At 59.9% G+C, this 20,539-nt stretch carries 16 protein-coding genes; 9 read left to right on the plus strand and 7 right to left on the minus strand.

The window, feature by feature from the left end:
- Nucleotides 1-172: 172 nt before the first annotated feature.
- The 3 genes from PspS34_RS03825 to PspS34_RS03835 all read right to left on the minus strand — a co-directional run bounded on the left by PspS34_RS03825 (nt 173) and on the right by PspS34_RS03835 (nt 4,867).
- Nucleotides 173-1,774: an ABC transporter substrate-binding protein gene (locus tag PspS34_RS03825; protein ID WP_057716446.1), complete on the minus strand. Its 1,602-nt coding sequence runs from the start codon at nt 1,772-1,774 to the stop codon at nt 173-175.
- A 303-nt stretch (nt 1,775-2,077) separates the two neighbouring features.
- Entirely contained in the window at nt 2,078-3,703 is a 1,626-nt protein-coding gene (locus tag PspS34_RS03830; protein ID WP_057716445.1) for an ABC transporter substrate-binding protein, read from the minus strand.
- A gap of 447 nt (nt 3,704-4,150) precedes the next feature.
- Nucleotides 4,151-4,867: an SIMPL domain-containing protein gene (locus PspS34_RS03835; protein WP_159389522.1), complete on the minus strand. Its 717-nt coding sequence runs from the start codon at nt 4,865-4,867 to the stop codon at nt 4,151-4,153.
- 373 nt (nt 4,868-5,240) lie between these two features.
- Between PspS34_RS03835 and PspS34_RS03840 the strand changes: the two genes are divergently transcribed.
- The 9 genes from PspS34_RS03840 (at nt 5,241) to PspS34_RS03880 (ending at nt 16,915) form a co-directional block, all read left to right on the plus strand.
- Complete coding sequence (locus PspS34_RS03840) at nt 5,241-6,503, plus strand: ATP-binding protein (RefSeq protein ID WP_057716443.1); 1,263 nt, start codon at nt 5,241-5,243, stop codon at nt 6,501-6,503.
- Nucleotides 6,496-7,056 carry a response regulator transcription factor gene (locus PspS34_RS03845; protein WP_007973041.1) on the plus strand — a complete coding sequence of 187 codons (561 nt, stop codon included), beginning with the start codon at nt 6,496-6,498 and terminating at the stop codon, nt 7,054-7,056. The genes PspS34_RS03840 and PspS34_RS03845 overlap by 8 nt, the downstream gene beginning before the upstream one ends.
- A gap of 97 nt (nt 7,057-7,153) precedes the next feature.
- Nucleotides 7,154-8,881, plus strand: coding sequence for an ABC transporter ATP-binding protein/permease (locus PspS34_RS03850; RefSeq protein WP_150812820.1), 1,728 nt, complete (start codon nt 7,154-7,156; stop codon nt 8,879-8,881).
- Nucleotides 8,882-9,071: 190 nt separating this feature from the next.
- The gene (locus PspS34_RS03855) at nt 9,072-9,821 is read left to right on the plus strand and encodes a FadR/GntR family transcriptional regulator (protein ID WP_178081865.1); all 750 of its coding nucleotides are present in this window, start codon (nt 9,072-9,074) and stop codon (nt 9,819-9,821) included.
- Nucleotides 9,822-10,253: 432 nt separating this feature from the next.
- On the plus strand, nt 10,254-11,165 hold the full coding sequence (gene kdgD, locus PspS34_RS03860; protein ID WP_057716441.1) for a 5-dehydro-4-deoxyglucarate dehydratase: 912 nt from the start codon (nt 10,254-10,256) through the stop codon (nt 11,163-11,165).
- 61 nt (nt 11,166-11,226) lie between these two features.
- Nucleotides 11,227-12,672, plus strand: a complete 1,446-nt coding sequence (locus tag PspS34_RS03865; RefSeq protein ID WP_154861578.1) for an aldehyde dehydrogenase family protein — start codon at nt 11,227-11,229, stop codon at nt 12,670-12,672.
- Nucleotides 12,673-12,860: 188 nt separating this feature from the next.
- Nucleotides 12,861-14,222: an MFS transporter gene (locus PspS34_RS03870; protein ID WP_102669068.1), complete on the plus strand. Its 1,362-nt coding sequence runs from the start codon at nt 12,861-12,863 to the stop codon at nt 14,220-14,222.
- 11 nt (nt 14,223-14,233) lie between these two features.
- Nucleotides 14,234-15,787, plus strand: coding sequence for a galactarate dehydratase (gene garD, locus PspS34_RS03875; RefSeq protein ID WP_057716438.1), 1,554 nt, complete (start codon nt 14,234-14,236; stop codon nt 15,785-15,787).
- Nucleotides 15,788-15,973: 186 nt separating this feature from the next.
- Nucleotides 15,974-16,915, plus strand: coding sequence for an AEC family transporter (locus PspS34_RS03880; protein ID WP_150812817.1), 942 nt, complete (start codon nt 15,974-15,976; stop codon nt 16,913-16,915).
- A gap of 157 nt (nt 16,916-17,072) precedes the next feature.
- Here PspS34_RS03880 and PspS34_RS03885 read toward each other — a convergent pair whose 3' ends face one another.
- The 4 genes from PspS34_RS03885 to gatB form a co-directional block, all read right to left on the minus strand.
- A complete protein-coding gene (locus PspS34_RS03885; RefSeq protein WP_046040018.1) occupies nt 17,073-17,453 on the minus strand; it encodes a carboxymuconolactone decarboxylase family protein in 381 nt (126 codons plus the stop codon).
- Nucleotides 17,450-18,511: a calcium/sodium antiporter gene (locus PspS34_RS03890; protein ID WP_150812816.1), complete on the minus strand. Its 1,062-nt coding sequence runs from the start codon at nt 18,509-18,511 to the stop codon at nt 17,450-17,452. The genes PspS34_RS03885 and PspS34_RS03890 overlap by 4 nt, the downstream gene beginning before the upstream one ends.
- Nucleotides 18,512-18,561: 50 nt before the next feature.
- A complete protein-coding gene (locus PspS34_RS03895; RefSeq protein WP_154861579.1) occupies nt 18,562-18,936 on the minus strand; it encodes a septal ring lytic transglycosylase RlpA family protein in 375 nt (124 codons plus the stop codon).
- 149 nt (nt 18,937-19,085) lie between these two features.
- Nucleotides 19,086-20,531 (minus strand): Asp-tRNA(Asn)/Glu-tRNA(Gln) amidotransferase subunit GatB, encoded by a 1,446-nt coding sequence (gene gatB / locus PspS34_RS03900; protein WP_090453075.1) that lies wholly within the window; start codon nt 20,529-20,531, stop codon nt 19,086-19,088.
- Nucleotides 20,532-20,539 lie beyond the last annotated feature (8 nt).

The raw sequence follows: 20,539 nt of genomic DNA on the forward strand, positions 1-20,539 counted from the left end.
GTAAAGCTCCTTACTTTCTTTTTTTTATGCCGGTCTTTTTTTGTGATCCGGCTATTGGTTTAGAACTCATTCACGGCATCGCAAACGTTTGCCGCCAGCCAAATTGGCAAAAGACGGCAAAGCGTCTGCGTGAGGGCGGAACATCCGCCCCCCGGCATTTCTGGCTAATCGGTTATTTTTCTATGCTGACACCCGAGAAAACATTGCGACCGAACGGGCTCACCTTGAACCCTTCGATTTTGGCGCTCAGCGGCTGGTTGACCGTCGAGTGTGCGACTGGCGTCATCGGCACTTGCTGCTTGAGCAATTGCTGCGCCTGTTTGTAGAGCAGGGTGCGCTGGTCGCGGTCGGTGACGACCTTGGCCTGCTTGATCAGCTTGTCGTAAGCCGGGTCACACCACATCGAGTAGTTGTTGCCGCCAATGGCGTCACAGCTGTAGAGCGTGCCCAGCCAGTTGTCCGGGTCACCGTTGTCGCCGGTCCAGCCGATCAGGCTGATGTCGTGTTCGCCATTCTTGGTGCGCTTGATGTACTCGCCCCACTCATAACTGACAATCTTGACCTTGAGGCCGATCTTCGCCCAGTCAGCCTGGAGCATCTCGGCCATCAACTTGGCGTTGGGGTTGTACGGACGCTGGACCGGCATGGCCCAGAGGGTGATTTCGGTGCCTTCCTTGACGCCGGCAGCCTTGAGCAGCTCCTTGGCTTTTTCCGGGTTGTAGGCGGCGTCCTTGATAGTCTCGTCGTAGGACCATTGGGTCGGCGGCATGGCGTTGACCGCCAGTTGCCCCGCGCCCTGGTAGACGGCATTGAGAATGCCTTGCTTGTTCACCGCCATGTCCAGCGCCTGGCGTACTTCAAGCTGGTCGAATGGTTTGTGGCGCACGTTGTAGGCGATGTAACCGAGGTTGAAACCGGGCTTCTCGATCAGTTGCAGGGCCGTGTCGTTCTTCAGTGCGGGCACATCGGCAGGGCGCGGGTGCAGGGTGATCTGGCACTCGCCGGCCTTGAGTTTCTGCACGCGCACCGAGGCGTCGGTGTTGATGGCGAAAATCAGGTTATCGAGCTTGACCCGGTCAGGGGCCCAGTAATGCTTGTTGCCGGTGTAACGGATGTTCGAGTCTTTCTGGTAGCTCTTGAACACGAACGGCCCGGTGCCGATCGGCTTCTGGTTGATGTCGCTCGGCTTGCCTTCGGCCAGCAGCTTGTCGGCGTATTCGGCCGAAAGGATGGCGGCGAAGCTCATGGCGATGTTCTGGATGAACGCGGCGTCCACGCTGTTGAGCGTAAAGACCACGGTCAGTGGCCCGGTCTTTTCGACCTTGGCGATGTTCTTGTTCAGGCTCATGCCGTTGAAGTACGGAAACTCTGTCGGATAAGCCTTACGGAAAGGTTGCTGCGGGTCGAGCATGCGATTGAACGTGAACAGCACGTCATCGGCATTGAAGTCTCGGGTCGGCGTGAAGTATTTGGTGGTATGAAACTTCACCCCTTCGCGCAGGTGAAACGTGTATTTGAGGCCGTCCTCGGAAATATCCCAGCTCGTGGCCAGGCCCGGTACGACGTTGGTCGCGCCTTTTTCGAACTCAGCCAACCGGTTGTACAGCGGCTCGGCGGCGTCGTTGTCGGTCGCAGTGGTGTACTGCGCCGTGTCGAAACCGGCGGGGCTGCCTTCGGAGCAGAACACCAGGCTGTTGTTGGCGGCCTGGCTGATGGAAGTGGCGGCCAACAGGCCGGTGCCCAGCAATGCGGATAAAACCAAGGTATGGCGCATAACGCTCCCTTTACTCTCAAAATGTTTTCAATGAGTCGCCGTCCCGTCCGCGGACGTAGAGGCATCACTGATTTCAAGCCATGCGCGCAGCATTAACCGATGACCCACGCGTGCACTGGTCAGATCCCGACGGTATGAGCCACGGGTCCGGCAGTAAATGCGTAGAGTCCTAAAGACTCGTAGGAAATGGCAACGCGTCCTCGCCCGATGCTGTAGTCAGCTGCGGATTAGGATGTAGGCGAATTCCTGCTTTCTCGGAAGATAAAGCAACGGCGACGTCAGGAACGTCGCCGTTGCAAAACCTTATTTGCTGACGCTGACGCCGTAGAAGGAGTTCAAGCCAAATGGGCTGATCTTGAAGTCCTGCACGTTGGCGCGCATGGGTTGGAACACCGTCGAGTGAGCGATAGGTGTCATAGGCACAGCATCCTTGAGGACGTGTTGCGCCTGTTTGTACAGTTCGGTGCGTTTGCCTTGGTCCGAAGTGCGCTTGGCTTGCTTGACGATGTCGTCAAACTTCTTGTCGCACCATTTGGAGAAGTTGTTGCCTTCCAGCGAGTCGCAGCCGAACAGCACGTTCAGCCAGTTGTCCGGGTCACCGTTGTCGCCGCTCCAGCCAATCAGCATCGCGCCGTTCTCGCCGCCCTTGGAGCGCTTGATGTACTCGCCCCACTCGTAGCTCTGGATCTTGACCTTGAGGCCGATCTTGGCCCAGTCGGACTGCAGCATTTCTGCCATCAGCTTGGCGTTCGGGTTGTACGGACGCTGAACCGGCATCGCCCACAGGACGATCTCGGTACCTTCCTTGACGCCGGCTTCCTTGAGCAGCTCCTTGGCTTTCTCTGGATCGTACTTGGCGTCCTTGATGGTGGTGTCATAGGACCACTGGGTCGGCGGCATGGCGTTGACCGCCAGTTGGCCGGCGCCCTGGTACACGGAGTCGATGATCTGCTGCTTGTTGACGGCCATGTCCATGGCCTGGCGCACTTTCAACTGCGACATCGGGTTTGGCTTGTCGTCGCCCTTGATCTTGTCCATCACGTTGTAGGCGATGTAGCCCAGGTTGAACCCGGCCTGCTCAGGCATCTTCAAGGACTTGTCTTCCTTGAGCGCCTTCAGGTCGGCCGGACGAGGGAACAGGGTGACCTGGCACTCGTTCTTCTTCAGCTTCTGGATGCGTACCGACGGGTCGGTGGTGATGGCGAAGATCAGGTTGTCGATCTTGACGTCGTCAGGCTTCCAGTAGTCCTTGTTCCCTGTGTAGCGGATGTTGGAGTCTTTCTGGTAGCTCTTGAACACGAACGGGCCGGTGCCGACCGGTTTCTGGTTGATGTCGGCTGCCTTGCCTTCCTTGAGCAGCTGGGCAGCGTACTCGGCGGACTGGATCGAGGCGAAGCTCATGGCCATGTTCTGGATGAACGCGGCATCAACGTCCTTGAGGGTGAACTTGACCGTGTGGTCGTCGACTTTATCGATCTTGGTGATGTTGGTATCCATCCCCATGTCGGTGAAGTACGGGAATTCGGTCGGGTACGCTTTGCGGAACGGATCATCCTTGTTAATCATGCGATTAAAGGTGAACAGCACGTCGTCGGCGTTGAACTCACGAGTCGGTTTGAAATACGGGGTAGTGTGGAACTTGACGCCTTCACGCAGGTGGAAGGTGTAGGTCAGGCCGTCATCGGAAACGTCCCACTTGGTCGCCAGCCCAGGAACCACGGCGGTGCCGCCACGTTCGAACTGGGTGAGGCGGTTGAACATGGTTTCTGCAGAGGCGTCGAAGTCGGTTCCGGTGGTGTATTGACCTGGATCGAAACCGGCCGGGCTCCCTTCGGAGCAGAACACCAGGTTAGTCGCTGCTTGGGCGAACGGTGCGCTGGCTAACAAGCTTGCGCCAACTAAGAACGGAATGACCGCGTGTTTAAGCATGGTGGCCTCATGATTTGTTGTCATTTTTGGAATTAGAGGACGACCTCGTGAGTCGTGCCTGCGGATACTTATGCAGGGGCCATACCCAATGCAAGATCCAGAGTGACTACAAGCCTTAAACAGTGGCACGAACGTACCTTAATGTCGCATTTGTATAATTCCTGACGCATTTGACCGTTTGCGCGGCGTTTTTACGGTGCAAATGACGCACTTTTACAGTGCGCTCTTGACTAGGGTTGCTCCCGCGTGGGGCGGGGTGTTACTTATTCATACCCCGGATTGTGGGGTGGGCATGGCGTGAATAAGAGTGGTTATTGTTGTACCGATAGTGGCCAATCGACGGCTTTTCTCGGGGGGACCTATCCAGTTATAGCTCATGCCTGAAAACTGCCAAAAAAAAACGGCGATCATTTTCATGATCGCCGTTTTTGTTTACGGGCTACCGATTCAAGGCATCAGTACTTCAATCGAGCCATCGGCGGTCATGCTGACCTGGCTGGTGCCGGCCTCGACATCCGGCGTCACCGGTGCGCTGTCCATGGCGGCGGCTTTCATCATCATCGGCGCGCGCATGTAAGGCTGTGGATAACCGTTGCTGTTGAGGTTCAGGTTGACGATTTTGTAGCTCTTGCCGCCAAGGGCGTCGGTGGCCAGTTGGGCGCGGGCCTTGAAGGCGGTCACGGCGTCCTTGAGCAAGGCGTCTTCGCTGGCCTTGCGGGTCGGGGTGGCGATAGCGAAGTCCATGCCGCCCATTTTCAGGTCGGTGAGCAGTTCGCCGGTCAGCTTCGACAGCGCAGCGAAGTCCGGGCTTTCCAGGCGCAATTCGGCGCGCTCGCGCCAGCCGGTGATTTTCTGGCCCTTGGTGCCATAGATCGGGTAGCTGTTGCGGCTGCCCTGGCGCAGAGTGATGTCCTTGACTTGCTTGGCCTTGGCCAGCGCCTTGTTCATGGTGGTGCTGACATCGGCGGCGAGTTTGGCCGGGTCGGTGTTCTGTTCTTCGGTGTAGAGGGTCACGATCATCAGGTCGCGGGCCACTTCCTGACTGACTTCGGCGCGCAGGGAAATCTGGTTGTAATGAAGCTCGTCGGCGGCCAGGGCCGGGAGGCTGGCGACGGTGCCAACGCTCAGGGCGAGGAGGGCGGCGCTGCGGCGGAATGTGTGCATGAAGGCTCCTTGAAAGGTGCGCAGGGGTATGGTCCGGACCTGCGTGAAACCATCAGACTCTAGCTTTTAAGTTCCGGTTCGCACAGTTACAACTTCTATACAGATGGAACTCAGGTGGCCCTGTGGCGAGGGGGCTTGCCCCCGTTGGACTGCGCAGCAGTCCCAAAACCTGCACCGCGTAATGACAGTTAGACCGCATCGACCTATTTGCGACTGCTTCGCAGCCGAACGGGGGCAAGCCCCCTCGCCGCAGTTGTCATCGCCCGCGAAAATTATGGGTAGCACTGTGGCCGTTTGCCGCACTTTTGCCTGTCAGCCCCCGCGCTTGGTTATACTCCCTGCGATCCGCCTGGAGCGCTCATCAGGAGAGCTCATGCTCGCCCCCGTTCAAATCACTTCCGCCACTCGCCAGAACCTCTGGCGGCTGACGTTCATCCGCACGTTGGTGCTGGCCGCCCAGGCCGGTTCCGTTGGCCTGGCCTACTGGCTCGAATTGCTGCCACTGCCCTGGTTTCAATTGGCGGCGACGCTCGCATGTTCAATGCTGCTGTGCGTGTTCACGGCCATTCGCCTGCGTACCTCGTGGCCGGTGACCGAGCTCGAATACGCCGTGCAACTGGCCTGCGATCTGTTTATCCACAGCGCATTGCTGTATTTCTCCGGTGGCTCGACCAACCCCTTCGTCTCCTATTACCTGGTTCCGCTGACCATTGCCGCCGTGACCTTGCCGTGGCGTTACTCGGTGATCCTGTCGGGTATCGCGTTGACGATGTACACGCTGTTGCTGGCGCAGTTCTATCCGCTGCAAACCTTCCCGATCGCCCGGGAAAACCTGCAGGTGTACGGAATGTGGCTGAGCTTCGCCCTGGCTGCAGCGGTGATCACGTTTTTCGCCGCGCGCATGGCCGAAGAGCTGCGTCGTCAGGAAGAGCTGCGCGCCATTCGCCGCGAAGAAGGCCTGCGCGATCAGCAACTGCTGGCCGTCGCCACCCAGGCCGCCGGTGCGGCCCATGAACTGGGCACGCCGTTGGCGACCATGAGTGTGCTACTCAAGGAAATGCGCCAAGATCATCATGATCCGATGTTGCAGGACGACCTGAGCGTGCTGCAGGATCAGGTCAAGCTGTGTAAAGAGACTTTGCAGCATCTGGTACGCGCCGCCGAGGCCAATCGCCGGTTGGCGGTGGAGATGCAGGACGTCACCGATTGGCTTGATGAAGCCCTCAATCGCTGGCACCTGATGCGCCCGGAAGCCAGTTATCGCTTCCAGCGCCTCGGCCAGGGCCCGGTCCCCCGGATGGCGCCGCCGCCGGACCTGACCCAGGCTTTGCTGAATCTGTTGAACAACGCTGCCGATGCCTGCCCCGAAGGGCTGCAAGTGACGCTGGACTGGGATTGGGAAAACCTCACCATCAGCATTCGTGACCATGGCGCCGGTGTGCCGCTGGCCATTGCCGAGCAAATCGGCAAGCCGTTTTTTACCACCAAGGGCAAAGGCTTCGGCCTGGGCCTGTTTTTGAGCAAGGCCAGCGTGACACGCGCCGGCGGCTCAGTGAAACTCTACAGTCATGAGGAAGGTGGCACGCTCACCGAGCTGCGCCTGCCCCGTGTCGCCCGAGGAGACGAACATGAGTGAAGAGATCCAAGTCGAAGGCGAAGAACTGCCGCATTTGTTGCTGGTCGATGACGACGCCACATTCACCCGCGTCATGGCCCGTGCCATGGCTCGCCGCGGTTTTCGCGTCAGCACTGCCGGTTCCGCCGAGGAAGGCCTGGAGCTGGCCAAGGCCGATCTGCCGGATTACGCTGCCCTTGACCTGAAGATGGACGGCGATTCCGGCTTGGTGCTGCTGCCCAAGTTGCTGGAAATGGACCCGGAAATGCGCGTGGTGATCCTCACCGGTTACTCGAGCATCGCCACTGCCGTCGAGGCGATCAAGCGCGGTGCCTGCAACTACCTGTGCAAGCCGGCGGACGCCGACGACGTGCTGGCGGCGCTGCTGTCCGAGCACGCCGACCTCGACAGCCTGGTGCCGGAAAACCCGATGTCCGTGGACCGCCTGCAGTGGGAGCACATCCAGCGCGTGCTGACCGAACACGAAGGCAACATCTCCGCCACCGCCCGTGCCCTGGGCATGCACCGCCGCACCCTGCAGCGCAAACTGCAGAAGCGTCCCGTTCGCCGCTGAACCTGCGCTGAACGAATGCGGGCCGTATCTCGCGAAAAACCGGACCGATCATCTATGATCGGTTCGTGTGTGTACTTTTTTCTATTGAGCCTTATCCATGAATCAGAACGCTGAGTATTCCGCGGTCAACGACGCTGTGCGCGGGCAGTTTTTTCGCAAAGTGTGGGCGATGATCACGCCTTACTGGCGCAGTGAAGAGAAGGTCAAAGCCTGGACTCTGCTGATCGCCGTGATTGCGCTGTCGCTGATCAGCGTAGGGATCTCGGTGTGGTTCAACACCTGGTACAAGGATTTCTACAACGCGCTGCAACAAAAGGACGAGGAGGCATTCTGGCGGCTGATCCTGTATTTCTGCGGGATTGCTGCGGTGGCGATCGTCGGCGCGGTGTATCGGCTGTACCTGACGCAGATGCTGACGATCCGCTGGCGGGCATGGCTCACCGAAAAGCATTTCACCCGCTGGCTGGGTGACAAAAACTACTACCAGCTGGAGCAGGGCGGTTACACCGATAACCCGGACCAGCGGATTTCCGAAGACCTCAACAACTTCACCTCCAACACCCTTGAGCTGGGTATCGGGCTGCTGCGCAATATCGTCAGCCTGGTGTCGTTCTCGATCATCCTGTGGGGTGTGTCGGGCAGTATTGAAGTCTTCGGCATCACCATTCCCGGCTACATGTTCTGGTGCGTGCTGGTTTACGCGGTGGTCGGCAGCTGGTTGACGCATTTGATCGGTCGTCGCCTGATCGGCCTGAACAATCAGCAACAACGCTTCGAAGCTGACCTGCGTTTCTCCATGGTGCGAATTCGCGAGAACGCCGAAAGCATCGCGTTGTACAACGGAGAGCCGAACGAAAACCGCCGGTTGAGCAGCCGCTTCGGGATGGTCTGGCATAACTTCTGGGACATCATGAAGGTGTCCAAGCGCCTGACGTTCTTCACCGCTGGTTACAGCCAGGCCGCGATCATCTTCCCCTTCATGGTTGCCGCCCCGCGTTACCTTTCCGGCAAGATCGAACTGGGCGAACTGATGCAAATCAGCTCGGCGTTCGGCAATGTGCAGGAAAGTTTCAGCTGGTTTATCAGTGCCTACCAGAGCCTCGCTTCCTGGCGCGCCACCTGCGATCGTCTGTTGAGCTTCCACCAGGCCATGCGTGACAACGAAGAACGTGCGCCGGCCATCGACGTCCAGAATTCGGGGTCGGTGCTGAAGGTGCACAACCTCGGCCTCGACCTGGCTGAAGGTCGTCACCTGCTGACCAATGCCGACATGACCGTGAAGGAGGGCGAGCGTGTGATGCTCAGCGGTCGTTCCGGCAGCGGCAAATCGACCCTGCTGCGGGCGATGGGGCATCTGTGGCCGACCGGCCACGGCAGTATTCGCCTGCCATCGGCGCGCTACCTGTTCCTGCCGCAAAAACCGTATTTGCCGATTGGCACCCTGCGTGATGTCCTCAGTTATCCACAGCCCGGCGATACTTATCCGAACGAGCGCTACGCGCAGGTACTGGAAACCTGCCGCTTGCCGCACCTGATTGCCCGTCTCGACGAAGCCAACCACTGGCAGCGCATGTTGTCGCCGGGTGAGCAGCAGCGCCTGGCCTTCGCCCGTGCGCTGCTTTATGCACCGCAATGGCTGTACATGGATGAGGCCACCTCGGCGATGGACGAAGAAGACGAGGCCACGCTTTATCAGGCGCTGATCGACGAGTTGCCGGGGCTGAGCATCGTCAGTGTCGGTCATCGCAGCAGCCTGAAGCGCTTCCACCCTCGGCACATTCGTATCGAGAATGGCCATCTGGTGGACCAGACCGTGACTGCCTGAACACCCTGATTCCTTGTAGGAGCGAGCTCGCTCGCGATGGACTTGAAAACGCCGCGTTGATCCAGGAAGCACGCGTTATCGTTAACCTCCATCGCGAGCAGGCTCGCTCCTACAGGGTAAGGTGATCGTACAACCGCGTTGCGCTATGATGCGCTTTCAGCCGCCGATTTTTTCGAGACAGATGTTCACCATGGAAAACCCGAACGACGTACCACGCCTCCCACGCAAGCGCCGCAGCCTCGCTCAGGAACTGGTGACGGTGCTGTCGGAGCAGATCCGCGACGGCCATCTCAAGCGTGGCGACAAGTTGCCCACCGAGTCGGCCATCATGGATGCCCATGGTGTCAGCCGCACGGTGGTGCGCGAGGCGATTTCCCGTTTGCAGGCGGCAGGGCAAGTGGAAACCCGCCACGGTATCGGCACCTTCGTGCTCGACACGCCGAGCCCGAGCGGTTTCCGTATCGACCCGGCGACTGTGGTAACCCTGCGAGATGTGCTGGCGATCCTGGAACTGCGCATCAGTCTGGAAGTGGAGTCTGCCGGGCTGGCGGCGCAACGTCGCAGTCCGGAACAACTGGCCAACATGCGCGCCGCCCTCGATGCGTTGAATGAAAGTGCCGCTCACGCCAGTGACGCCGTGGCTTCGGACTTCGCCTTCCACCTCGAAATAGCGCTGTCCACCGGCAACCGCTACTTCACCGACATCATGACCCACCTGGGTACCAGCATCATTCCGCGCACACGGCTGAACTCCGCGCGCCTGGCCCATGACGACCAGCAGCACTACATGAGTCGCCTGAGCCGTGAGCACGAAGAAATCTACGACGCCATTGCCCGTCAGGATTCCGATGCGGCGCGGGCCGCCATGCGTTTGCACCTGACCAACAGCCGTGAGCGGTTGCGTCATGCCCATGAAGAGGCTGAGGCGCAGCGGGGCTGAGTGTTCTGATTCCAGTCCTGTATTGGCTGACAGATTGCCTTCGCGAGCAAGCCCGCTCCCACAATTGATCTGCGTCGTTCACAAATAGTGAGTTCGCAGAAATTCGAATGTGGGAGCGGGCTTGCTCGCGAAGGGGCCGCAAGCCGTTCCACAAAACCTTCAGTTAGCCTCTCTTTTACTTATCCCCCCCCACCCGCTTATATCTTCCGACAACGTATCTCCTGAGCACCTGTTTTTCGAGGTGTGATCCTCCCTGTTCTCCTCCACGGAAACTCAATCAAACAAGGGCTAAACACATTCTTGTCCAACAATTTTCACCCCCAGCGATGAAATGCAGTTGACGGTTGTATTTTAAGTTGTACGATGACCTACAACTTCAGCGCAGGCTGAACGGTTTTCTCACACAACGTCGCAATCCAGGGTGTTCGAATAATGAATCCACAAGAACTGAAGTCCATCCTCTCTTCCGGTCTGCTGTCTTTCCCGGTTACCGATTTCAATGCTCAGGGCGACTTCAATCGCGCGGGTTACATCAAGCGCCTGGAATGGCTGGCCCCATACGGCGCCTCGGCTCTGTTCGCCGCAGGCGGCACCGGTGAGTTCTTCTCTCTGGCGGCCAGCGAATATTCGCAAATCATCAAGACTGCGGTCGACACTTGCGCCACCAGCGTGCCAATCCTGGCCGGTGTCGGCGGTTCGACCCGCCAGGCTATCGAATACGCACAGGAAGCCGAGCGTCTGGGCGCCAAAGGTCTGCTGCTGCTGCCGCACTACCTGACCGAAGCCAGCCAGGACGGCGTTGCCGCCCACGTTGAAGCCGTGTGCAAGTCGGTCAACATCGGCGTGGTGGTCTACAACCGTAACGTCTGCCGCCTGACCGCGCCGCTGCTGGAACGTCTGGCCGAGCGCTGCCCGAACCTGATCGGCTACAAGGATGGCCTGGGTGATATCGAGTTGATGGTGTCGATCCGTCGCCGCCTCGGTGATCGCTTCAGCTACCTGGGTGGCTTGCCGACCGCCGAAGTCTACGCCGCGGCCTACAAGGCACTGGGCGTGCCGGTCTACTCCTCGGCGGTGTTCAACTTCATTCCGAAAACCGCGATGGACTTCTACCACGCGATCGCTCGCGAAGATCACGCCACCGTCGGCAAGATCATCGACGACTTCTTCCTGCCGTACCTGGACATCCGTAACCGCAAAGCCGGTTATGCCGTAAGCATCGTCAAGGCCGGGGCAAAAATTGCCGGCTACGACGCAGGTCCTGTGCGTGCACCGCTGACCGATCTGACCGGCGAAGAGTACGAAATGCTCGCCGCGCTGATCGACAAGCAGGGTGCGCAGTAACACATCCGTTTAAGTAAGGCCGCTGAGCAATCAGCGGCCTTTTGCGTGAGGAGATCTCAAAGTGGCAGATGCAAAGCGTTTCGATAACTACATCAACGGCGAATGGGTTGCCGGTGGCGATTATTCGACCAACATCAACCCGTCCGAACTGAGCGACGCCATCGGCGACTACGCCAAGGCTGATCTGGCTCAGGTCCACGCCGCCATCGACGCCGCCCGTGCCGCGTTCCCGGCCTGGTCCACTTCCGGCATTCAGGCGCGTCACGATTCCCTGGACAAAGTCGGTACTGAAATCCTCGCCCGTCGCGAAGAGCTCGGCACCTTGCTGGCCCGGGAAGAGGGCAAGACCCTGCCTGAAGCCATCGGCGAAGTGACCCGCGCCGGCAATATCTTCAAGTTCTTCGCCGGCGAGTGCCTGCGCCTGTCCGGCGACTACCTGCCGTCGGTGCGTCCGGGCGTCAACGTTGAAGTCACTCGCGAAGCCTTGGGAGTGGTCGGTCTGATCACCCCGTGGAACTTCCCGATCGCCATCCCGGCATGGAAAATCGCCCCGGCCCTGGCCTACGGCAACTGCGTCGTGCTGAAACCCGCAGACCTGGTTCCAGGTTGCGCCTGGGCCCTGGCCGAAATCATCTCCCGCGCAGGCTTCCCGGCCGGTGTGTTCAACCTGGTGATGGGCAGCGGTCGCGTGGTGGGCGATGCACTGGTCCACAGCCCGAAAGTCGACGGCATCAGCTTCACAGGCTCCGTGGGCGTGGGTCGTCAGATCGCTGTCAGCTGTGTATCGCGCCAGGCCAAAGTCCAGTTGGAAATGGGCGGCAAGAACCCGCAGATCATTCTCGACGACGCCGACCTCAAGCAAGCGGTCGAGTTGTCAGTGCAGAGCGCGTTCTACTCCACCGGCCAGCGTTGCACCGCTTCCAGCCGCTTTATCGTCACCGCCGGGATTCACGACCGGTTCGTCGAAGCCATGGCCGAGCGCATGAAGTCGATCAAGGTCGGCCATGCATTGAAGGCGGGTACCGATATCGGTCCGGTGGTCTCGCAAGCGCAACTCGAGCAGGACATGAAGTACATCGACATCGGCCAGTCCGAAGGTGCGCGTCTGGTCAGCGGCGGTGGTCTGGTGACGTGCGACACCGAGGGTTACTTCCTCGCGCCAACCCTGTTTGCCGACAGCGAAGCTTCGATGCGCATCAGCCAGGAAGAGATCTTCGGCCCGGTGGCCAACATCGTCCGCGTCGCCGATTACGAAGCCGCGCTGGCCATGGCCAACGACACCGAGTTCGGGCTGTCGGCGGGCATTGCCACCACCTCGCTGAAGTACGCCAACCACTTCAAACGCCACTCCCAGGCCGGGATGGTGATGGTCAACCTGCCGACCGCCGGTGTGGATTACCACGTTCCGTTCGGTGGGCGTAAAGGTTCATCCTATGGATCACGTGAGCAAGGTCGCTATGCGCAAGAGTTCTACACGGTCGTGAAGACCAGCTACATCGGTTCGTAACAAGAAACACCGCGGCATTGGCAACGATACCGCGCCCCCTGTAGGAGCGAGCTCTGCTCGCGATGGTCTCGAGATCGCGAAGTTCAGCCTGATGCCCAGCGTCATCGTTGACGACCATCGCGAGCAAGCTCGCTCCTACAGAACACCGTTATTACCCGCATAAAAATAATCAGTGGGAGTACATCTACATGCAACCGACCCAGAAGCCGACTCACGTCCGCTATTTGATCCTGCTCATGCTGTTTCTGGTGACCACAATCAACTACGCCGACCGGGCTACCATCGCAATCGCTGGCTCCAGCCTGCAAAAAGACCTCGGCATCGACGCCGTGACCCTCGGCTACATCTTCTCCGCATTCGGTTGGGCCTATGTGGCCGGGCAAATCCCCGGCGGCTGGCTACTGGACCGTTTTGGCTCGAAAAAAATCTACGCATTGAGCATCTTCACCTGGTCGCTGTTCACCGTGCTGCAAGGCTTCGTCGGTGAATTCGGCATGTCCACGGCGGTGGTTGCGCTGTTCATGCTGCGCTTCCTGGTGGGCCTGGCTGAAGCGCCGTCCTTCCCTGGTAACGCCCGAATCGTTGCGGCGTGGTTCCCGACTGCTGAACGCGGTACGGCCTCGGCGATCTTCAACTCGGCGCAATACTTCGCCACCGTGCTGTTCGCTCCGCTGATGGGCTGGATCGTCTACTCCTTCGGCTGGGAGCACGTGTTCATCGTCATGGGTATCCTGGGCATCATCTTCTCGCTGGTCTGGCTGAAAGTGATCTACAGCCCGCGCGAACACCCACGGATCAACGATGCTGAGTTCAAGCACATCTCCGAAAACGGCGGCATGGTCGACATGGACCAGAAGGGCAAGAAGTCCGACGGTCCGAAGTGGGATTACATCCGCCAGTTACTGACCAACCGCATGATGCTCGGCGTGTACCTGGGCCAGTACTGCATCAATGGCATCACTTACTTCTTCCTGACCTGGTTCCCGGTGTACCTGGTGCAGGAGCGCGGCATGACCATCCTCAAGGCCGGTTTCATCGCGTCCTTGCCGGCAATCTGCGGCTTCATCGGTGGTGTGCTCGGCGGGGTGATTTCCGATTACCTGTTGCGCAAGGGCCATTCCCTGACCTTCGCCCGCAAGGCGCCGATCATCGCTGGCCTGCTGGTTTCCAGCAGCATCGTGGCGTGCAACTACGTGGACGTAGAATGGATGGTCGTCGGCTTCATGGCCCTGGCGTTCTTCGGCAAAGGCGTCGGTGCACTGGGCTGGGCCGTGGTGTCCGACACGTCGCCGAAGCAGATCGCCGGTCTGAGCGGCGGCCTGTTCAACACCTTCGGTAACATTGCTTCGATCACCACTCCAATCGTGATCGGTTACATCATCAGCTCCACCGGTTCATTCAAGTGGGCGTTGGTGTTCGTCGGTTGCAACGCACTGGTTGCGGTGTTCAGCTACCTGGTGATCGTGGGCCCGATCAAGCGCGTGGTGCTCAAAGAGCCACCAGCGAACGGTACTGAAGCCCCAGGCAAATTGTCTCAAGCGCATTCCTGAGGAGCGGCGTCATGCAGTTGATTGAACATTCCGACTCGCCGCGCTACATCCGCCTGCACGAGCGGGACAACGTAGTGATTGTGGTCAATGATCAGGGCGTACCGGCCGGCACCGAGTTTGCGGACGGTCTGGTTACCGTGGATTTCGTGCCGCAGAGCCACAAGGTCACCCTGGAAGACATTCCCGAAGGTGGCCAGGTGATTCGTTATGGCCAGGTCATTGGTTATGCCTTGCAGCCGATTCCCCGCGGCAGTTGGGTCAAGGAAGATCAACTGCGCATGCCGACCGCGCCACCGCTGGACAGCCTGCCGCTGTCCACCGACGTGCCGGCCGCGCAGGCACCGCTGGAGGGCTTCACTTTCGAGGGTTATCGCAACGCCGACGGCACCGTCGGCACGCGCAACATTCTCGGCATCACTACCACCGTGCAGTGCGTGACCGGAGTACTGGATCATGCGGTCAAGCGCATCAAGGACGAGTTGCTGCCCAAGTACCCGCACGTCGATGATGTGGTGGCGCTGACCCACAGCTACGGCTGTGGCGTGGCCATCACCGCCACCGACGCGTACATCCCGATCCGCACCGTGCGCAACCTGGCACGCAACCCGAACCTGGGTGGCGAAGCCTTGGTGATCAGCCTGGGCTGCGAGAAATTGCAGGCCGGGCAAGTGATGCACGAGAACGACAGCTCGGTGGATTTGAGCGAGCCATGGCTGTACCGCTTGCAGGATTCCAGTCACGGCTTCACCGAGATGATCGAGCAGATCATGGAACTGGCCGAGACGCGCTTGAAGAAGCTCGATCAACGTCGTCGGGAAACCGTGCCGGCATCCGAGTTGATCCTGGGCATGCAATGCGGTGGCAGTGATGCGTTCTCCGGCATCACCGCCAACCCGGCGCTCGGATATGCCTCGGACCTGCTGCTGCGGGCCGGTGCGACGGTGATGTTCTCCGAAGTCACCGAAGTGCGCGATGCGATTTATCTGCTGACCTCCCGCGCGGAAAACCAGGACGTCGCTCAGGAACTGGTGCGGGAAATGGACTGGTACGACCGCTACCTGGCCAAGGGCGAGGCGGATCGCAGCGCCAACACCACGCCGGGCAACAAGAAGGGCGGGTTGTCGAACATTGTCGAGAAATCCCTGGGATCGATCGTCAAGTCCGGCAGCAGCGCGATCAACGGCGTGCTTGGCCCTGGCGAGCGATTCAAGCGCAAAGGCCTGATCTTCTGCGCGACCCCGGCCAGCGACTTTGTCTGCGGGACCTTGCAGTTGGCGGCGGGGATGAACCTGCACGTGTTCACCACCGGTCGTGGCACGCCTTACGGTCTGGCCATGGCGCCGGTGGTGAAGGTCTCTACCCGGACCGAACTGGCGCAACGCTGGCCGGACCTGATCGACATCGACGCAGGGCGCATTGCCACCGGCCGCGCGTCCATCGAAGATCTTGGCTGGGAGTTGTTCCACTACTATCTGGACGTGGCGAGCGGCAAGAAGCAGACGTGGGCCGAGCAGCACAAACTGCATAACGACATCACCCTGTTCAATCCGGCGCCGATCACTTAAGACCGAGTCGCCTGCTTCGCGAGCAAGCCCGCTCCCACACTGGATTTTCGCCGTGCACAGGTTTTGTGTTCGACACTGATCAAATGTGGGAGCGGGCTTGCTCGCGAAGGCGATCCAGCAGGCGCCGAAGTCTTCAGTGGCTTATCATTAGCCCCCTAACGACGCCCACCCCAAGGTCCTCCCGGCATGCTGGCAATTTTCCTCGAAACCCTGAACATCACTGCGCCGGTGTTCGTCATGCTGTTTCTGGGGGTGCTGCTCAAGCGCATCGACTGGATCAACGACAATTTCATCCACACCGCGTCAGCATTGGTGTTCAACGTCACCATGCCGGCGTTGCTGTTTTTGGGCATCCTGCATGCCGACTTGCACGCGGCGTTGCAGCCTGCGCTGCTGATCTATTTTTCCCTTGCGACCCTGGTGTGTTTTGCCATCGCCTGGGTTTGGGCGATCTGGAAGTGCCCGCGGGAAGATCGGGGGATCTACACCCAAGGTGCCTTTCGCGGTAACAACGGGGTCATTGGCCTGGCGCTGGCGGCAAGCATGTACGGCGACTACGGGATTTCCCTCGGAGCGATCCTGGCGGCGCTGGTGATCCTGTTCTACAACACCCTTTCGACCATTGTGCTGGCGGTGTACAGCCCGGTGATCAAGTCCGATCCGTGGAGCATCTGCAAAAGCGTGTTCAGCAATCCGCTGATCATCAGCGTGATTGCGGCTGCACCATTCGCCTATTTCAAGATCGGCTTGCCCGGCTGGCTGGAAACCTCCGGCCAGTACCTGGCGCAAACCACGTTGCCGCTGGCGCTGATCTGCATCGGCGGCACGCTGTCGCTGGCGGCGCTGCGAAAAAGCGGTTCGATGGCGTTCAGTTCGAGCCTGGTGAAAATGCTCGGTCTGCCGATCCTGGCGACACTCGGTGCGTGGCTCTGGGGCTTCCGTGGTGCGGAGCTGGGGATTCTGTTTTTGTACTTCGGCAGCCCGACAGCGGCGGCCAGTTTCGTCATGGCCCGGGCGGCGGATGGCAATCACGAGCTGGCGGCGGCGATTATCGTGATCACCACGTTGATGGCGGCGGTGACCACCAATATCGGGATCTTTTTGTTGCAGTGGGGTGGGTGGATTTAGCTTCCGGATTGTCGCTGCGCTTTAGGGCTTCATCGCGAGCAAGCTCGCTCCCACAGGTTTCTTTGTTGTTGATCAAATTCTATTCACACCGAAGACCCCCTGTGGGAGCGAGCTTGCTCGCGATGGCGCCAGATCAGGCAGCCTGAATTTCTTTGATTCACTCTGGCTTCTGGTAACTGTCGATCACTTCCTGCGCCGCCCGAAACGCATCGATCGCCGCCGGCACACCGGCATACACCGCGCAATGCAGCAGCGCTTCGCGAATTTCATCCACAGTGCAGCCGTTGTTCAGCGCACCGCGCACGTGACCTTTCAGCTCCTGCGGGCACTTGAGTGCGGTCAGGGCGGCAAGGGTGATCAGGCTGCGGGTTTTCAGCGGCAGGCCTTCGCGATTCCACACGCCGCCCCAGGCGTGTTCATTGACGAAGTCCTGCAGCGGCTGGGTGAACTCGGTGGCGTTGCCCAGTGCGCGGTCGACGAAGGCGTCGCCCATTACTTGGCGGCGGACTTCAACGCCGGGTTTTTTATTCTCGGTCATGGGGCTTCCTTCTTATGGTGTTGGCGACGCCAGGCGCGTAGTGACGTGAACAGCAAAAACGCTACCAGCGCTGGCAGGACGAATAACAGCATCAAGTGTTCCAGCTTGCCGGCCAGTGGCATGCCGGTGGTGAACGACACCACGTGCAGCCCATACGCCAGGTACAAACCCAGAAACAGCAGACCTTCGGCGCGGGTCACCCGATAGCCGGAGTAGAACACCGGCAGGCACAGCGCCGCGATGCCGAGCATCACCGGCAGGTCGAAATCCAGGGCGTTGGGCGACACCGACAGCGGTGACGGTGCCACGAGCGCGGTAAAGCCGAGCACGCCCAGGAGGTTGAACAGGTTGCTGCCAATCACGTTGCCCACGGCAATATCGCGTTCGCCGCGTATAGCCGCGATCAACGAAGTGGCGAGCTCAGGCAGTGAGGTGCTGACGGCGACGATGGTCAGGCCGATGATCCGCTCCGACAGCCCAAGGTCGGTAGCGACCGCAACGGCTGCCCCCAGCAGCAAGTGTCCGGCGTACACCAGCATCGCCAGTCCGGCGACGATCATCAGCAGGCTGCTCAGCCATGACGCCTGGCCGTTGTGATCATGGCTCGATACCGGGCGTGCCGAGTGTCGCGACTGACGCAGTAACAAGCCCAGGTAAATCGCCAGCGCCGTCAGCAACATCACGCCGTCGGCCCGGGTCAGTTCTTCATTCCAGGCGAGTACGAACACCAACAGGCTGGCGCCGATCATCAACGGAATATCCAGGCGCACCAATTGTCGGGAAACCCGCAGCGGAATGATCAGCGCAGACAACCCGAGGGTGACGAGGATGTTGAAAATGCTGCTGCCGATCACACTGCCGACGGCGATGTCGGCATTGTGCGCCAGGGTCGCTTGCAGGCTGACCGCCATCTGCGGTGCGCTGCTGCCGAGGGCGACGATGGTCAGGCCGATGATCAGCGGTCGTACGTGCAACCGCGCGGCGATGCGTACGGCGGCGCGCACCATCAATTCGGCGCCGACAATCAGCAGGAGCAATCCGCTGAGCAATTCGATCACGCTGATCAGGGGTAAATCGGCTAATCCGAAAATGGTCGGGGCTCCATCGGTCAGTCGTCGAGGGCTTGCACGCGAACCCGCGCGGTGCCGCTGCGCAGCATGCCCAGGCGCTCGGCGGCTTCCTTGGACAGGTCGATCAGGCGGCCCCGGGTGTGCGGCCCGCGATCATTGATGCGCACCACGCAGGATTTGTCGTTATTCAGATTGGTGACCTTCACCCGTGTACCGAAGGGTAGCTGGCGATGGGCGGCGGTCATGGAATTCATGTTGAAACGCTCGCCGTTGGCGGTGCGTTTGCCTTGGTGTTTGGCGCCGTAGTACGAAGCCACGCCGGTTTTGTCGTAGCCATGCGGATCGACGGTGTCGGTGCTGGCGCAACCGGCCAGGAACGAGAGGAGGGCGCAGGCGCCGAGCAGACGTTTCATTTGGGTGTTCCAAAAAACAAATGTGGGAGCGGGCTTGCTCGCGAATGCATTCTGACAGTCAACATTGAATTGAGTGCCGAACCGCATTCGCGAGCAAGCCCGCTCCCACAGGGGAATGGAGCCAGTGAGTCGGGCTGGCTCCATTCTCATCAGCCTTCGAGCTTGCTTTTGAGCAGTTCGTTGACCTGTTGCGGGTTGGCCTTGCCTTTGGAGGCTTTCATGGCCTGACCGACGAAGAAGCCGAACATCTTGCCGCGCTTGGCTTCGTCTGCCGCGCGGTATTGTTCGACCTGCTCGGCGTTGGCCGCGAGCATTTCGTCCAGCACCGCCGAGATGGCGCCGGTGTCGGTCACTTGCTTGAGGCCGCGCTTGTCGATGATCTCGTCTGCGCTGCCTTCGCCGTTGGCCATCGCTTCAAACACCACTTTGGCGATCTTGCCGGAGATAGTGTTGTCCTTGATGCGCAGCAGCATGCCGCCCAGAAGCTCGGCGGAAACCGGCGACTCTTCGATGTCCAGGCCTTGCTTGTTGAGCAGGCTGCCCAACTCGACCATCACCCAGTTCGCCGCCAGTTTGGCGTCGCCGCCGATGCTCGCGACTTTCTCGAAGTAATCGGCTTGCTCGCGGCTGGTGGCCAGTACGCTGGCGTCGTAGACCGACAGACCGAACTGCTCCTGGAAGCGCTCGCGCTTTTGCGGTGGCAATTCCGGCAGGGTGGCGCGCACGTCGTCGAGGAACGAGTTTTCGATGACCACCGGCAACAGGTCCGGATCGGGGAAGTAACGGTAGTCGTTGGCTTCCTCTTTGCTGCGCATTGGACGGGTCTCGTCCTTGTTCGGGTCGTACAGGCGGGTCTGCTGGATCACCTTGCCGCCGTCTTCGATCAATTCGATCTGACGCTGGATTTCGCTGTTGATCGCCTTCTCGATGAAGCGGAACGAGTTGACGTTCTTGATCTCGCAGCGGGTGCCGAACTCGGCCTGGCCTTTCGGACGGATCGACACGTTGCAGTCGCAACGCAGCGAACCTTCGGCCATGTTGCCGTCGCAAATCCCTAAGTAACGCACCAGGGCGTGGATCGCCTTGACATAAGCCACGGCTTCCTTGGCACTGCGCATGTCCGGCTCGGAAACGATTTCCAGCAGCGGTGTGCCGGCACGGTTCAGGTCGATGCCGGTGGCGCCGCTGAATTCTTCGTGCAGGCTCTTGCCGGCGTCTTCTTCCAGGTGCGCGCGGGTGATGCCGACGCGTTTGACCGTGCCGTCCTCGAGGGCGATGTCCAGGTGGCCCTTGCCGACGATCGGCAGCTCCATCTGGCTGATCTGGTAGCCCTTGGGCAAATCCGGGTAGAAGTAGTTTTTACGGGCGAACACGTTGTGCTGGCCGATCTCGGCGTCAATCGCCAGACCGAACATCACCGCCATGCGTACCGCTTCCTGGTTCAGCACCGGCAATACGCCCGGCATGCCCAGGTCTACCAGGCTGGCCTGGGTGTTCGGCTCGGAACCGAAGGTAGTGGAACTACCGGAAAAGATTTTCGACCGGGTGGTGAGCTGGGTATGAATCTCCAGCCCGATCACGACTTCCCATTGCATGTGTGTCT

This window comes from Pseudomonas sp. S34 (assembly GCF_009866745.1).
In the GTDB taxonomy this organism is placed as follows: domain Bacteria; phylum Pseudomonadota; class Gammaproteobacteria; order Pseudomonadales; family Pseudomonadaceae; genus Aquipseudomonas; species Aquipseudomonas jessenii.